General features: G+C 65.1%; 12 protein-coding genes. 7 read left to right on the top strand and 5 right to left on the bottom strand.

Translation table 11 applies throughout. The annotated features are described in order from the left end of the window. Window positions 1-56: 56 nt before the first annotated feature. The gene (locus tag QCE73_RS22825) at window positions 57-2,729 is read right to left on the bottom strand and encodes a LuxR C-terminal-related transcriptional regulator (RefSeq protein WP_035501302.1); all 2,673 of its coding nucleotides are present in this window, start codon (window positions 2,727-2,729) and stop codon (window positions 57-59) included. Between the two features lie 139 nt (window positions 2,730-2,868). On the opposite strand from QCE73_RS22825, the gene QCE73_RS22820 reads away from it, so the two are divergent. Both QCE73_RS22820 and QCE73_RS22815 read left to right on the top strand, forming a co-directional pair. After that, window positions 2,869-3,627 (top strand): universal stress protein, encoded by a 759-nt coding sequence (locus tag QCE73_RS22820; protein ID WP_309883693.1) that lies wholly within the window; start codon window positions 2,869-2,871, stop codon window positions 3,625-3,627. 41 nt (window positions 3,628-3,668) lie between these two features. Further along, window positions 3,669-4,232 carry an alpha/beta hydrolase gene (locus tag QCE73_RS22815; protein WP_309883692.1) on the top strand — a complete coding sequence of 188 codons (564 nt, stop codon included), beginning with the start codon at window positions 3,669-3,671 and terminating at the stop codon, window positions 4,230-4,232. Here the strand turns inward: QCE73_RS22815 and QCE73_RS22810 are convergent. Both QCE73_RS22810 and QCE73_RS22805 read right to left on the bottom strand, forming a co-directional pair. Continuing rightward, a complete protein-coding gene (locus QCE73_RS22810) occupies window positions 4,213-5,457 on the bottom strand; it encodes a Zn-dependent hydrolase (RefSeq protein WP_309883691.1) in 1,245 nt (414 codons plus the stop codon). The genes QCE73_RS22815 and QCE73_RS22810 overlap by 20 nt on opposite strands. A 40-nt stretch (window positions 5,458-5,497) precedes the next feature. Further along, window positions 5,498-6,445 carry a GlxA family transcriptional regulator gene (locus QCE73_RS22805; RefSeq protein ID WP_309884185.1) on the bottom strand — a complete coding sequence of 316 codons (948 nt, stop codon included), beginning with the start codon at window positions 6,443-6,445 and terminating at the stop codon, window positions 5,498-5,500. 114 nt (window positions 6,446-6,559) lie between these two features. Here QCE73_RS22805 and QCE73_RS22800 point away from each other — a divergent pair, with 114 nt between their 5' ends. Continuing rightward, window positions 6,560-7,354 carry an SDR family oxidoreductase gene (locus QCE73_RS22800; protein WP_309883690.1) on the top strand — a complete coding sequence of 265 codons (795 nt, stop codon included), beginning with the start codon at window positions 6,560-6,562 and terminating at the stop codon, window positions 7,352-7,354. A 4-nt stretch (window positions 7,355-7,358) separates the two neighbouring features. Here the strand turns inward: QCE73_RS22800 and QCE73_RS22795 are convergent, their stop codons facing one another. Next, window positions 7,359-8,552, bottom strand: a complete 1,194-nt coding sequence (locus QCE73_RS22795; protein WP_309883688.1) for an MFS transporter — start codon at window positions 8,550-8,552, stop codon at window positions 7,359-7,361. A gap of 280 nt (window positions 8,553-8,832) precedes the next feature. On the opposite strand from QCE73_RS22795, the gene QCE73_RS22790 reads away from it, so the two are divergent. Together QCE73_RS22790 and QCE73_RS22785 are read left to right on the top strand one after the other, a co-directional pair. Next, entirely contained in the window at window positions 8,833-10,323 is a 1,491-nt protein-coding gene (locus tag QCE73_RS22790) for a tetratricopeptide repeat-containing glycosyltransferase family protein (protein WP_309883687.1), read from the top strand. After that, window positions 10,320-11,699 (top strand): tetratricopeptide repeat-containing glycosyltransferase family protein, encoded by a 1,380-nt coding sequence (locus QCE73_RS22785; protein WP_309883686.1) that lies wholly within the window; start codon window positions 10,320-10,322, stop codon window positions 11,697-11,699. The genes QCE73_RS22790 and QCE73_RS22785 overlap by 4 nt, the downstream gene beginning before the upstream one ends. Before the next feature lie 22 nt (window positions 11,700-11,721). Here the strand turns inward: QCE73_RS22785 and garD are convergent, their stop codons facing one another. Next, entirely contained in the window at window positions 11,722-13,314 is a 1,593-nt protein-coding gene (gene garD, locus QCE73_RS22780) for a galactarate dehydratase (protein ID WP_309883685.1), read from the bottom strand. Between the two features lie 203 nt (window positions 13,315-13,517). On the opposite strand from garD, the gene kdgD reads away from it, so the two are divergent. Next, on the top strand, window positions 13,518-14,435 hold the full coding sequence (kdgD, locus tag QCE73_RS22775; RefSeq protein WP_035501290.1) for a 5-dehydro-4-deoxyglucarate dehydratase: 918 nt from the start codon (window positions 13,518-13,520) through the stop codon (window positions 14,433-14,435). Window positions 14,436-14,538: 103 nt separating this feature from the next. Continuing rightward, a complete protein-coding gene (locus QCE73_RS22770; RefSeq protein WP_309883684.1) occupies window positions 14,539-15,891 on the top strand; it encodes an MFS transporter in 1,353 nt (450 codons plus the stop codon). The last annotated feature ends 24 nt before the right edge of the window (window positions 15,892-15,915 follow it).

Here is a 15,915-nt window from a genome sequence, read left to right as displayed (position 1 = left end):
CACAGGCGTCGAACGTCCGATTGTTTCCATTTGCGCAATCGACGCGCCGCGCAACGTCATTGCACGCCTTCGAGCAACCCGAGCGCGAGCGCGCGACGCACCGCATGTTTGCGCGAACTCGCGTCGAGCTTGCCGAAGAGATTCTTCAGATGCCACTTGACCGTGCCTTCGCCGACCGCCGCCGCGAGCGCGATTTCCTTGTTGCTCAGGTTGCGCGCGAGCAGTTCGAGAATCTCGCGCTCCTTCGGCGTGAGGATCACGCTCGGCAACGCGCGCGGGCCGCCTTCTCCGGAACGCGGCGGCACGCGCACGACATGCGGCGGCACGACGGGCCGCTCGCCCGCATTCATGTCGCCGGCTTCGCTCAGGCGGCGCGCCCAGTCGGCGAGCGCCGGGTGCGCGTCGATCAGCACGCGCCCGAGGTGATACGTGCGCGCGAGGTTCAACGCTTCGAGAAACGGCGCGTGTCCGTCGCCGCTCGCGCGTTCCTGCGCGAACGCGCGCAAGGCCATCAGTTCGATGCGCTGGCGGCCGAGCTTCATCGTCACGGCGATCTGCTCGGCCTGCGCGAGCGGTTCGATCGCGGCCTGCCAGTCCTGACGCGCGAGCGCCGCGCCGCCGTGCGCCATCGACTGGAGCATGTGCATCGAGCGACGCCAGATCGGTCCACGCGCGGGCGCGTGTTCATCGACGATCGCATCGATGCGCTCGACCAGCGCGTCGCAGGTCTGCGCGCGGTAGCGGCCCGCATGCGCGCTCACCTGCTCGGCGAGGCTCGTCGCGCACAGACGCGGCAGGTTGCGCGCGACGCCCATCGCGTGAAGCATTTCGAGCAGATCGAGCGCGCGATGCTCGTCGCCGCGCAAGGCCGCGATGCGCGCCGCCGTGCGATACGCGAGCATCACCGTCTCCGGCATCGCCGCGTGTTCGAGCACGTCGAGGCGATTGGCGAGCAGCGCGCCGGCCTCGTCGATGCGATCGTCCTCGTAGGCGATCGACGCGCACGTCGCCGCGAACATGCACGTCAGCGGATGACGCCGGCCGAGATCCTCTTCGGCGCTCGCGAGCGCGGGCAGCAGCACGCTCTCGGCGAGCTTCACCTGCCCTTCCTGCAGCCACGTCAGGCCGACCATGTGATCGCCCCAGCGCACGACATAGCCGAGTCCCTTGCCGATCTGCGCGCGCGTCACGGCCTGCTGGAGCCTGCGCGCCTGCGCGGGTTCGCCGAGCAGCATCGCGCGGGCGGCGAGGCGGTTCGCGTGCGCCTGCGAGAGCCACGAATCCTTGGCGGGCGGCTTTTGCGCCCACGGCTCGAAGATCGCCACGAAACGGTCGGGATCGTCGGCGTACCAGGCGGCCGCGCTCGTGATCAGCGCGCATTCGTAGCGCAGGGCATCGTCGGCGCCGGGCGATGCGAGCACCCGCTGCACCTGCCGCTCCGCCTCGCGATGACGTTCGCCCAGCGCGAGCGCCCACGCGACGGCGAGGCACAGGCGCGGGCGCTGTTCCAGCTCGTCTTCCGGCAGGCGCTCAAGCCAGTCGAGCACGGTGCCGAGCTGGCCCTGCTTCACGGCATCGTGCAGCGAGCGCTCCGCGAGTTCGTAGGCGTGCTCGCGCTCGCCCGCCGCATGAGCGTGACGCGCCGCCTGTTCGAGCATGCCGCGCGCGCCCAGCCAGCGCGCCGCGCGCCGGTGCAGCGCCGCGCGCTCGTCGTCCGCGAGCGCGCCGAGCCGTGTCTGAAGCACGTCGCGCGCGAGCGGATGCAGACGGCACCAGTCGCTTTCTTCCGCCGTGACGAAGACGGGCGTGTCGCGCACGAGCCGCGCCAGGCGCTGCGGCGCATCGGCGGCATCGGTCAGCTCCGCGCACAACTCGGGATGCAGCACGTCCACGACGCTGATCTCGACCAGAAAGCGCTCGTCGTCCGATGACAGTTCGCTGAGCAGCGCCGCGACCAGCGGCTCGCGCAGGCCGCGCGGGCCCGCCGCGAGGTTGTCGAGCGCCGCGCGCGGGTCCTGGGCGCGCGCCATCGCGGTGAGCGCGAGTTGCAGGCCGAGCGGCCAGCCATCGGTGATTTCGAAGAGCCGCGCGCAGGCATCGGCATCCACGCGCGCGCCGAAACGCTGCGTGACGAGCGCGATGGTGTCATCGACACGAAAGCGCAGCGCCTCCGGGCCGATGAGTTCCGCCTGTCCATACGCGAGCAGTTCCGCCGCCGGCTTGTCGAGCCCCTGCCGCCCCGCCGCCACGATGCGCAGATTCTGCGGCGCGTTGTGCATCACGTAGTCGAGCATGTGCGCGCCCGAGGCGGGCAGCCGGTCCGCTTCATCGACGATCAGCACGACATCGAGCGAGAGTTGCGCGAGTTCGGCGAGCCAGGCGGTGGCGAGATCGAACGGGCCGGGCGCGCCCGCGCCTTTGGCGATGAGCCGCCCGAAGCCGGGACGCGCGCAGCCCGTGCGGATCGCGTGGACGAGCGCGCGCAGAAAGCGTTCGGCGTCGTCGCGATCGTCGGCGAGCAGCCATGCGACGGCCGCGCCGCGCGCCAGAAACTCGCGCCGCCATTGCGCGAGCAGCGAGGTCTTGCCGTACCCCGCGCCCGCCTGCACGAGCACGATCTGGCTGCGGGCGCTTTCCGCGTTCAGACGCGCGCGCGCAAGCAGGCCCGACGGCGCGCGCGGCGCCATGGTCTTCAATACGAGTTCGGTGGATGGGGAGTCGGTGGGCATCGTTTAATTTTTGTCATCAGCCTAGCATGGTTCGGATGGCGCACACGCGTCAAGCCCCCTCCCGACACGGGAGGGGCGCGCGGGCGATGCCCGCACTACGATGCATTCATCAGTGCAACCGCAAGCCGAAGGATTCACCATGTACCGACACCTGCTCGTGCCCATCGAACGCAGCGACGCGTGCGTCGAAGCGATCGGCCATGCGTCCGAGCTCGCGCGATCGCTCGGCGCCCGCATCACGTTCTTTTGCCCGGAGGCGGGCGCAAACGACGATGCGGCGCAGTATCGGCAAGCCGCTTCGCTGCTGGCCCGCGCCGAAGCGGCGGCCCGCGCGCAGGGCGTGCCGGCGTCAGTGCTGGCGGCGCTCGGCGGCGCGACCTCCGAAGGCGGCGGCGGCCAGGCGGCGCGCGAGTACGACCTCGTGTGCATCGCGCACGGCGGCGCGGTGCCGCCCGTGCCCGGCGTCGCCGTGCTCGTGTGCCCGCGCGACGCGCGCCCGATGGTCGCGAAAGCGCTCGGCGCATTGCTCGACGTGCATCGCACGCGCTCGGATGCTTACGACGATGTGCTGCGCACGCCGCGGCCCGATGCGCGCGCCATCGAACGTCTTCGCGAAGCACATGGCGAAGAGCACGCGCTCACGATGGCGCTGCGCGAGCGGACCTCATCGCTCGATGCCGAACTGGACGAACTCGCGCGCCTCGCCGGGCGCGAAGCGGACATGCTCGCGCGCGTCGCGAAATCGGTCATGAACGACGAGCCCGTCGACCACACCCTGCATGCGTGCGCGCAGTTCGCGTGGGAACGCATGGGACGCATCGAAGGCGTCGTGCTGCCCGCTGCGCGCCGCTATCTGCGCGACGAAGACTGGAGCGCGCTCGCAGACAACACGCGCTGACACGCAGCACTACTTTCGTGACCGACAAGGATATTCATCGCATGAACGCATCACCGAACGCGCCGACGATTCTCATGGTTCCCGGCCTGCGCGATCACGTCGAGGATCACTGGCAGACGCATTTCGCGAAGGCGCATCCGAACGTGCGCACCGTGCCGCCGCTGCAACGCGACAAGCTCGATCGCAGCGCGCGCGTCGCCGCGCTCGACGCGGAGCTGTCGCATATCACGGGGCCGGTCGTGCTCGTCGCGCACAGCGCAGGCGTGATGATCACGGTGCACTGGGCGCAGCGTCAGCGGCGCGAGATTCAGGGCGCGCTGCTCGTCACGCCGCCCGATTTCGACTCTCCGCTGCCCGAAGGCTATCCGACGCTCGATGAGCTTCGTGCGAACGGATGGCTTCCGAGTCCGCGCGAGCGCCTGCCGTTTCCGTGTGTCGTCGCGGCGAGCCAGGACGATCCTCTGGCGCGTTTCGAGCGCGTCCAAGACATGGCGCGCGACTGGGGCGCGCGGCTCGTCGATCTCGGCAAGGTCGGGCACATGAACCCGGCGTCGGGATTCGGCGTATGGCGCGATGCCGAGCGGTTCATCGCGGAGCTCGGCTGAGCAGGTCCCGCAGAATGTCCGCCGCCGCCCGCGCCGCCACTTCGCAGCCGAGCACGATATGCGCCTCGGCCGTATCTTCGATGAAGTCGTGACTGACGCCGCCGATGCTCGGCACGAACAGCATGCACGCGGGCACATGATGCGCGATGACCTGCGCATCGTGTGACGCGCCGCTCGGCATGCGCTCCCACTGGCCCGGCGCGAGCGCTTTGGCCGCGTTCGCGAGATGCGACTGCAATGCGGTGTCCATCGTTACGGGTTCTTCGGGCGGCTCGCTGTCCGTCATGACGACGCTCGCCCGGCCTTCGGCGTTGAAATCGCGGATCAGCGCGGCGAGCGCGGCTTCCATCGCGTGCAGACGCGCGGCGCTGGCGTCGCGGAATTGCAGATAGAGGTCCGCCGCGCCGGGCACGACGCTGAACGAACCCGGATCGAGCTCGATGCGTCCGACCGTCCACACGGTATAGGCATCGGCGAGCTGACGGAACGCTTGGTCCATGCGCGCGATGAACGCGACGAGCGCCGCACCCGCATCGCGGCGAATCGACATCGGCGTCGTGCCGGCATGATTGCGCTGGCCGGTGAAATGCAGCTTCAGCTCACGTATGCCGACGATCGTCGTCACCACGCCGATCGACTTGCCGTGCGCCTCCAGCCGCCCGCCCTGCTCGATATGCGGCTCCAGATACGCCTTGTGCCGCGTTTTATCGATGCGTACGCGCGCGGCTTGCGCGAGTCCCGCCTGCTCGAGCGCTTCGCCGAGCAGCAGACCATCGCGATTGCGCGCGCCGCGCACGGCTTCATCGACGTTTTCGCCGACGAAACTGCGGCTGCCCAGAAAGCCCGAGAACGTGCCCTCTTCGTCGATCCACGATGCGACGTCCACCGCGAAATGGCGCGTCTCGTCACATTCGGCGAGCGCGCGTGCGATCTCCAGACCGTAGACGACGCCGAGCGCGCCATCGAGCCAGCCGCCCGTCGGTTGGGTGTCGGTGTGCGAGCCGATGAGCAGCGCCGGACCCGCTTTGCGCGAGCGGCCGAACACGGTGCCGACGCCATCGATCGATGCGGTGAGGCCCGCGTCGCTCATGCGGCCGGCGAGCCAGCGGCGCGCGGCGATATCTACCGGCGACAGCGACAGGCGCACGACGCCCGGCCCCGTCGCGCCGAACGTGCGCAGGTGTTTGAGGTCGCCTAGCAGGCGCTCGGGGTCGATCTTCAACACGGCTTGTCCTCGACGTTGTAGTGCATGAATGAGCCGCGCATCAGGCCTCCGTCCGCGCCTCGCGCCGCACTTCCTGCGGCGGCACGCCGAAGCCGCGCATGAACGCCTCGCGCATGTGCCGCCGGTCCCTGAAACCCGTTTCCTGCGCGATCGTTTCGAGGGAATGGCGGCTTTTTTCGATCAGGAGGCGCGCTGCTTCCAGCCGCAAGCCCTCGACCGCCTTCGCCGGCGACTGCCCCGTCTCCAGCGCGAACACGCGGCTGAACTGACGCGGGCTCAAATGCGCCTCGCCCGCGAGTTCCTCGACCGTCAATGGCCGGTTGAGGTTCTTGCGCGCGAAGTTCAGCGCGTTCTGGATGCGATCCGACTTCGGCGCGAGATCCAGCATCTCCGAATGCTGCGACTGGCCGCCCGCGCGCCGCTGATGCATCACGAGCTTGTGCGCGACCGAGCGCGCGATCTCCGCACCGAGATCCTTTTCGACCATCGCGAGCGCGAGATCGAGGCCGGCCGTCATGCCCGCCGACGTCCAGACCGGACCATCGACGATGAAGATGCGGTCTTCTTCCACGCGCACATCCGGAAAACGCTGCTGCATTTCGCGCGCGTAAGCCCAGTGCGTGGTCGCGCGCCGGTTTGCGAGCAGCCCCGCTTCGGCCAGCACGAAGCCGCCCGTGCAGATGCCCGCGATGCGCCGCGCGCGCCCGCCCGACCGGCGCAGGAACGCGAGCATGTCGGCGGGCGTCGGCGTGTCGAGCGGGTCGTTGACGCCCGCCGCGATCCACGTGTCCACGGCGATGCGCGGACTGACCGGCCGCGTGTCGATCTTCATGCCGAGCGACGAGCGCACTTCGCCGCCTGTGATCGAATAATTTTCGATGCGGTAGAACGCTTCGCCCGCGGTGATGTTCGCGTACTCGAACACCGATTGCGACGCGAGCGCCATCACCTGAAAGCCTTCGCTCAACAAATAGCCGACGCGATGCATGTCCGTTGTCCGTCCGATGTCCTGAATCCATACCTTATACGTCATTTGCGCCACCGTCAAACGGGCTCAGAATTCACTCACGCAATCCAACCAGTTTTCTGACGGAGTGAAATCATGACGCAGACACACCTCGGCACGGCGCTCGTTACGGGCGCGTCTTCCGGCATCGGCGCGGTTTATGCGGAGCGCCTCGCGCGGCGCGGCTACGACCTGATTCTGGTCGCGCGCAATCGCGATCGCCTCGCGACGCTCGCCGGGCGCATCACGAACGAGACGCGCCGCAGCGTCGAGATTCTCGATGCCGATCTGAACGACCGCGACGCCCTCGCCGCCGTCGAAGCGAAGCTTAAGGAAGACGCGAGCATCACGCTGCTCGTGAACAACGCGGGCATCGGCACGCATACGCCCTTGCTCGACAGCGACGTCGACGCGATGACGCGGATGATCGATCTGAACGTGACCGCGCTCACGCGCCTCACTTATGCGGCGGTTCCCGGCTTCGTTGCGCGCGGCAAGGGCGCGGTCATCAATATCGCGTCGATCGTCAGCATCGCGCCGGAGATTCTCAACGGCGTGTACGGCGGCACCAAGGCCTTCGTGCTCGCGTTCAGCCAGTCGCTGCAGCGCGAACTGGCGGGCAAGGGCGTGCATGTTCAGGCGGTGCTGCCGGGCGCGACGGCCACCGACTTCTGGGAAACGGGCGGCTTGCCGCTGGAGAATCTCGACAAGGCGATCGTCATGTCCGCGGGCGATATGGTCGATGCGGCGCTCGTCGGCTTCGATCGCGGCGAGTTCGTGACGATTCCATCGCTGCACGACGGCGCGAAGTGGGATGCGTATGAAGCCGCGCGGCAGGCGATGGCGCCCGAGTTGTCCACGGACACGCCGGCTGCGCGATACGCCGCCTGACGCGTCATTCGGAGCGCGGCGCGAGCACGCACATGACGAGCGGAATCACGGCAATGGCGGCGCCCGCGAAGAACGTCGTCGGCGCGCCGCTGCGATCCCAGAGCCAGCCCGCGATCGCGCTCGACAGCAGCATGCAGACGCCGCTCGCGAGATTGAACACGCCGAATGCGGTGCCGCGCAGCGACGGCGGCGCGGATTCGGCGACCATCGCCGCGAGAATGCCCTGCGTGAAGCCCATGTGAAGTCCCCACACGGCGACGCCGGCGAACAGCGTGAGCATCGATGAGCCCGCGCCGAGCAGCACATCGGCCGCGATCAGGAGGACGAGGCCGCAGGCGAGCAGCGCGCGCCGGTCCCAGCGGTCCGACAACACGCCGGCGGGATATGCGCTCAGCGAATAGGTGAGGCTCATTACCACCATCACGCCGGGAATCCAGGCGATGTCGAGTCCGGTTTGCTGGGCGCGCAGCACCAGAAACGCCTCGCTGAAACGCGCGAGCGTGAACGTCGCGCCGATGCCGACGACATACCAGTAGCGCCCGGAAAACGCGCGCATCGACCGCCAGTGCAGCGGCGTGCGGAATGCGCCTTTCACGTGCGCACGTTCAGGCTCGCGAACACCGAACAGAATGATGACGATCGCGATGAACGCCGGCACCGTCGCGAACCACAGCACCGTGCGGATGTGATCGGAGAACGCGAGCATCAGCACGATCGCGACGAGCGGTCCGGCGAACGCGCCGATCGTGTCCATCGATTGCCGCAGACCGAAACAGGCGCCGCGAATCGCCGGCGGCGCGATATCGGCGACGAGCGCATCGCGCGGCGCGCCGCGGATGCCCTTGCCGAAACGGTCGATGAGACGCGCCGTCACGACCATCGCGGGGGTATCGGCGAGCGGGAACAGCGGCTTCGTCAATGCGGCGAGACCGTAGCCGAAAAGCAGGAGTTCCTTGCGGCGTCCGAGCCAGTCGCTCAACGATCCGGAAAAGACCTTGACGATCATCGCGGTCGCTTCGGCTGCGCCTTCGAGCGCGCCGAGCGCGGCGACGCTCATCCCCATGGTGGTGACGAGGTAGATCGGCAGCAGCGCGTGCACCAGTTCGGACGACAGGTCCATGAACAGGCTGACGAAGCCCAGCGCCCAGATGGTGCGGGGGATGGGGGATGGTCGGGGCGTGGTGGGGCGGGATGTCATTGGGTGGATGGGCTCTTTTGGATCGAGCGGCGAGTGGCATCTTGGCTGACGGAAAGGGGAAGCGGCGCAACAGTGAATTCGGATGCATTTGCGGCTGTTTATCACACTTTACGTTGATAGTTTTCCCTAAAATCGGCCGTCGAAGAGCGCGATGTCGCGACTCCAGATCATCCCCGCGACTTGTTAATGTATGAGTGTTTTAGATTGTTTCAGTGAGGATAGTCGCAGCCACTACATGCGGTCTGTCGAAGCATTTCAGAAGGAATCGTGGGGCTCGGCGATGGAGCACGTCGACGCGTGTCTTTCGCGGTGCACCGGAATCGAGGAGCGCAGTCGGGCCTTATTGCTCAAGGGAATCATCGCGCGGGAGATGAAGCGCGACGCGGACGCGGCGGCGTGCTTTGAAGAGGCCACGCGCATCTTCCCGAGTCCCGCATCTCACTCACTCCTGTCCGACGCACTCACACGCTGTGAAGAATTCGGACGCGCCGCGACGGTAGCGCGTGCGGGTCTGGCATTCTCGACCGAGCGATATTCCCCTGTTGAAACGTCATTGCTGTTCAACAATCTGGGAGACGCGCTGCGGCTCGATCGAAAGTTTGAAGACGCAGCAAACGCGTATCGGAATGTGATCGCGCTGATGCCTGAGGATAGCGCCGCACATTACAACCTTGGATACATCTTTCATATTCAGGATCGAATCGACGCGGCCATCGAACACTATGGGCAAGCGCTGCACCTCGATCCGAACCATCTCGAGAACCGATCGAATCTGGCCTATGCCTTATTAACGGCAAGCCGATTCGAAGAAGCGTGGCCTCATTTCGAGCATCGTTGGGTCAGCATGATGTCTCCATCAGGACAGCGCATGGCGTCAAGACCAGCGCGGCCCATTCGACGGTGGGCGGGAGCGTTCGAGAATAGCAGCGATCAGCATTTGCTCGTGGTTGCCGAGCAAGGTTTCGGCGACACCTTGCAGTTCTGTCGCTACCTTCCGATGGTATTGGAACGATTCGCCAAGGTAGGCTTTGTATGTCCGAAGCCATTGCAGCGGCTAATTGCCCACTCGCTGGGCAGGCGCTGGTCAAACCTGATCCTGCTCGACGACGAACCGAAAGAATTCTGGGAGTGGGATTCATATATCCCGCTGATGTCGATGCCCATGGCGTTCCAGACCAATCTGGAAACCATACCTGCCACGATTCCCTATTTGTCGGCAGCGCCACATGCCGCGCAGAAATTCGCATCTCGTCTGGAAGAGCTCGAACGCTCGTCCTTGCCTCGGATCGGACTCGTATGGGCAGGCGGACACGCGGGGTTGGGCGTCGATGAGTGGAGAAGCATCTTTCCAGACCAACTGGGTCCGCTCATCGACTGGCCTCATGCGTGCTGGGTGAGCCTGCAAAAGCCGGAAAGCGAAGACAAGCGGCTCAAGTCCGATCAGCGCGCAAAGGTTGTCGACTGGATGGACGAGATGGAGGATTTCGCGGACACGGCCGCGCTCATCGCCAATCTCGATCTCGTCATTTCGGTCGATACCTCCGTCGCTCATCTCGCCGCCGCGATGGGCAAACCGGTGTGGCTGCTGAATCGCTTCGCCGGCTGCTGGCGATGGATGCGCAACCGCGACGATAGTCCATGGTATCCGACCATGCGCATCTTCACGCAAAGGGAGCGCGGGAACTGGAATGAGGTTTTCGAGCGGGTTTTAAACGAGTTGAAGCGCCTCGATTTTCGGCGCGCGGCCGGGCACTACGACTTAAAGGGATGATCGCGCAAGATATGAAACAAGACGTAGAAGCGAAAGCGTGCCTAGAACACGTTACGCAGATCCTCCCCAGTCCCCAGTCTTTTCTGGCGCTGTCTGTCGCACTCTTGGACTGTGGCGAATTCGAACGTGCCGCAACGGCGGCGCGCGCTGGGCTTGCGTTGTCGACCGGAGAACCTGCGCCGCTCGAAACTTCAGCACTGTTCAATAATCTGGGAGAAGCGCTGTTACAGGCTGCAAACTACGAAGAAGCGGCGCAGGCGTATCGGAATGTGATCAGCCTGACGCCGGATCATGGCGTCGCGCACCAAAACCTGGGGAACATCCTCACGGCGTCAGGTCAGATCGACGCAGCGATCGAACTGCTTGAACATGCCGTTAAAATTATTCCAGATGTTCCAATAGCCCGCGTGTCCCTGAGCCAGGCCTTATTGCGAGCAGGCCGACTCGAAGAAGCATGGCCTCATTTCGAGTATCGCTGGGCGAGCATAGCCTTCCCATCAGGGCAGAGGATCACGTCGAGACCAGCACTTCCCATTCAACTGTGGGACGGAGCGTTTGAGGATAGTCGCGATCAGCACCTGCTCGTGGTGACCGAACAAGGGTTAGGCGACATGTTGCAGTTCTGTCGCTACCTTCCGATGGTCCTGGAGCGATTCGCCAAAGTCGGCTTTGCATGTCCCAAGCCGTTGCACCGCCTACTCGCTCAATCCCTGGGCACGCGCTGGTCGAACCTCGTTTTGTTCGAAGACATACCGAGCGACTTCTGGGAATGGGATCGATATATTTTGCTGATGTCGATGCCCGGGGCGTTCCGAACCGAACTCGACACCATACCTGCGCCAATCCCGTACTTGTCAGCCGATCCCCGCGCCATGCAGCAATTCGCATCGCGTCTGGAAAAACTCGGATGCCCATCTTTGCCTCGTATCGGGCTTGCATGGGCGGGCGGACACTCGGAGTTGAGTATCGATCGTTTCAGAAGCATTCCCACAGACCAACTGGGTCCGCTCATCGACTGGCCTCACGCGTGCTGGGTGAGTATCCAGAAACCGGAGAACGACGAGAAACGCCTCAGGCCCGATCAGCGCACAAAGGTTGTCGACTGGATGGACGAGATGGAGGATTTCGCGGACACGGCCGCGCTCATCGCAAATCTCGATCTCGTCATCTCGGTCGATACCTCCGTCGCTCATCTCGCCGCGGCGATGGGTAAGCCGGTGTGGCTGCTGAATCGCTTCGCCGGCTGCTGGCGATGGCTGCACAACCGCGACGACAGTCCGTGGTATCCGACCATGCGCATCTTCACGCAAAGGGAACGCGGGAACTGGAATGAGGTTTTCGAGCGGGTTGTAGATGAGTTGGAGCGCATGCGGTGAATCGGCCTCGACGGGCCGATAATCACGTCACCGGCGCCGGATTAAACAACACAAGCGCATTATGCAGCTTGAGCGCCTCGGCCTTCGTCTGCTTCTTCCCGCTCGCGACATCCAGCATCAACCTGAACAACTCCCAACCAACATCGGCGATGGTCGCTTCGCCCGTCGCGATGGTCCCCGCGTTCACGTCCATCAGATCGTGCCAGCGGCGCGCGAGATCCGAGCGCGTCGCGACCTTGAGCACCGGCACTTCCGCGAGGCTATAAGGCGTGCCGCGCCCCGTCGTGAACACATGCAGATTGATGCCCGCCGCCAATTGCAGCGTGCCGCAGATGAAATCGCTCGCGGGCGTCGACGCGTAAATCAAACCCTTCTGCTTCACCTTCTCGCCCGGCGACAGCACGCCTGAAATGGCCGAACTGCCCGACTTGACGATGGACCCCATCGCCTTCTCGACTATGTTCGACAGCCCGCCCTTCTTGTTGCCCGGCGTCGTATTCGCGCTGCGGTCCGCGCCGCCGCGCTTCAGATAATCGTCGTACCACTGCATCTCGCGAATGATCGCCTGCGCCACTTCGCCGTTCGCCGCGCGCGCCGTGAGTTGCGCGACACCATCGCGCACTTCCGTGACTTCCGAGAACATCACCGTCCCGCCCGCGCGCACGATGAGATCCGTCGCGAAGCCGACCGCCGGATTCGCCGTCAGACCGGAGAACGCATCGCTGCCGCCGCATTGCACGCCGACCACGAGATCCGCCGCCGGACACGTCTCGCGACGGCGATTGTTCAGCCGCCTCAGATGCGTGTCGGCCATGCGCATGATCGAATCGATCATCGATCCGAAGCCGACGTGCGCCTCGTCCTGCAGCACGACCGCGCCGCCGTTGTCGTCATGCGTGTTGTCGCCGATATCGGCCACGTCTTCAATCTGCGCCGATGCAGCCGCGATCGGAATGGTGCCCGGCGGCATCAGGCGCTCGGGCTGCAGCTTCTCGCAGCCGAGACTCACCATCATCACTTCGCCGCCGAAGTTCGGGTTCAGCGCGATGTTGCGCACGGTGCGGATCGGCACCATCGCGTCGGGGGCGTCGATCGCCACGCCGCAGCCGTACGTGTGACCGAGGCTCACGACATCGTCGACATTCGGATAGCGCGGCAGCAATTCGGCCTTGATGCGCGTGACCGCATGCTGCACGACATCCGCGACGCACTGCACGGTCGTCGTGATCGCGAGGATATTGCGCGTGCCGACCGAGCCGTCCGCGTTGCGATAACCCTCGAACGTGAAGCCTTCCAGCGGCGACTCGTCCGGCGCCTTGATCGTCGCGATGGGCAAGTCGTGCAGTTCGGGCGATGCCGGCATACGCGTCACGTGCTCGTTCACCCAGCTTCCCTTCGGCAACGCTTTCGTCGCGTAGCCGATCACCACGTTGTAGCGCATCACCGCGTCGCCTTCCGCGAGATCCTTCAGCGCGACCTTGTGGCCCTGCGGCACGCGCTCGCGCAGCACGAGGCCATCGGAGAAGGTGGCGCCTTCGCCGAGCCCGCCGTCATTGACGACGATCGCGACGTTGTCGTCCGGGTGGACGCGAATATAGAGAGGGGACTGGTTCATTCTGACGAATCCTTGAGCGAACGCACCGCGCGGCTGCGGCTGGAGTTATGTCATCCTACAACATAGCCGGTCACATTTGGCTAGTATTTACCCGCATCCGTTGATTTTATTGGTTTAAAACAGTTGTCCGATGTCATCTCATGTTGTACGATGACCTATAAGCTCGGCAATCGCCGGTCGCTGACCAACGAGACACTCACATCATGACGACACCGCAAGAACTGAAGCAAATCGTTTCCGAAGGCCTGCTCTCCTTCCCCGTCACGGACTTCGACCAGCAAGGCAACTTCCGCGCGGACACCTACGCGGAACGCCTCGAATGGCTCGCTCCGTACGGTGCTTCAGCGCTGTTCGTCGCGGGCGGCACGGGCGAGTTCTTCTCGCTGACGCAACCCGAATATTCGCAGATCGTGAAGACGGCCACCGAAGTGTGCCGCGGCAAGGTGCCGATCCTCGCGGGCGCGGGCGGCCCGACCCGCACGGCCATCGCGTTCGCGCAGGAAGCCGAGAAGCAAGGCGCGCAAGGCGTGCTGCTGATGCCGCACTATCTGACCGAAGCGTCGCAGGACGGCATCCGCGCGCACGCCGAGGAAGTGTGCAAGGCCGTGCCGAACATGGGCGTGATCATCTATAACCGCGCGAACTCGAAGCTCAACGCCGACATGCTGGAGCAACTGGCCGATAGCTGCCCGAACCTGATCGGCTTCAAGGACGGCGTCGGCGAAATCGAAAACATGGTGACGATCCGCCGTCGTCTCGGCGAGCGCTTCTCGTACCTCGGCGGCCTGCCGACGGCCGAAGTCTACGCAGCCGCCTACAAGGCGCTGGGCGTGCCGGTGTACTCGTCGGCAGTGTTCAACTTCATCCCGAAGACGGCGATGGAGTTCTACCGCGCGATCGCCGCCGAAGATCATGCGACCACCGGCCGTCTGATCGACGATTTCTTCCTGCCGTACCTGAAGATCCGCAACCGCAAGGCGGGCTATGCCGTGTCGATCGTCAAGGCGGGCGCGAAGCTCGTCGGTCACGACGCGGGTCCGGTGCGCGCGCCGCTGACCGATCTGACGGAAGAAGAGCTCGAACAGCTCGACGTGCTGATCAAGAAGCTCGGCGCGCAGTAAGCGGCACGAAGGGAGACAGGCGAAGCGCGGAAACCGCTTCGCACATGAGGGCCGCACACGCGGCCCTCCGTGCATCGGCACGATCGAAATGAAGGGGAAGTCCATGTCGCTGAGCCGCACCGCGAATCCCGCGGACGTCATGAAGCGCACCCGCGTGCGCTATCTCATTCTGTTGCTGATCTTCGTGATCACGACGTTCAACTACGCGGACCGCGCGACGCTGTCCGTGACCGGCTCGGCGATGCGCGCCGAGTTCGGTTTCGATGCGATCCGCATGGGTTACATCTTCTCGGCCTTCAGCTGGGCGTATGTGCTCTCGCAAATGCCCGCGGGCTGGCTGCTCGATCGCTTCGGCGCGCGGCGCGTGTATGCGGCGAGTATCTTCCTGTGGTCGCTCTTCACTTTGCTGCAAAGCTCCATCGGCCTGCTCGGCAGCGCGGCGACCGCCGTGACGGCGCTGTTCGTGCTGCGTTTCGCGATGGGCGCGGCGGAAGCGCCCGCGTTCCCGGCCAACGCAAAGGTCGTCGCGAGCTGGTTCCCGACGAAGGAGCGCGGCACGGCATCGGCGATCTTCAATTCCGCGCAATATTTCGCGGCGGTCATCTTCACGCCGCTGATGGCGTGGCTCACGCACGCGTTCGGCTGGCATCAGGTGTATATCGTGATGGGCATCGCGGGTCTGGTGCTCGCGCTCACGTGGCTCTCCGTGATGAAGAACCCGGTGGACCATCCGCGCGTGAACAGGCAGGAACTGGAGTACATCGAGGAAGGCGGCGGTCTCGTGCGCGGTCATCGCCGCGCGGGCGGCGCATCGACGGCGGCATCGAACAGCGTGGGCTGGCCGGTCGTGAAGCAGTTGCTCACGAACCGCATGCTGCTCGGCGTGTATCTCGCGCAGTACTGCATCAACGTGCTCACGTACTTCTTCCTCACGTGGTTCCCGATCTATCTCGTGCAGGCGCGTCACATGACGATCCTGCAGGCGGGCTTCGTCGCTTCGCTGCCGGCCATCTGCGGCTTCACGGGCGGCGTGCTCGGCGGCGTCATCTCCGATGGCCTCATCCGGCGCGGATGCTCGCTCACGCTGGCGCGCAAGGCGCCGATCGTCGGCGGCATGCTGCTGTCGTCGTGCATCATCGGCTGCAATTATGTCGATACGGACTGGGTCGTGGTCGCGTTGATGTCGCTCGCGTTCTTCGGCAAGGGCATCGGCGCGCTGGGCTGGGCGGTGGTCGCGGATACGTCGCCGAAGGAAGCCATCGGGCTTTCGGGATCGATCTTCAACATGTTCGGCAATGTCGCGGGCATCGTGACGCCGATCGTGATCGGCTATCTCGTCGCGCAGTCGGGTTCGTTCAACGGCGCGCTGGCGTTCGTCGGCATCAATGCGCTGATCACGGTGTTCAGCTATCTCGTGATCGTAAAGGACATCAAGCGCGTAGAGTTGCGCGTCTGATTCGTTTGAAGGCCCGTTCCGTCG

The sequence above is a fragment of the Caballeronia sp. LZ029 genome, from assembly GCF_031451275.1.
Classification (GTDB): domain Bacteria; phylum Pseudomonadota; class Gammaproteobacteria; order Burkholderiales; family Burkholderiaceae; genus Caballeronia; species Caballeronia jiangsuensis.
Note: the sequence above shows the minus strand (reverse complement) of the source record. Positions and strands in the feature narration are given on the sequence as shown.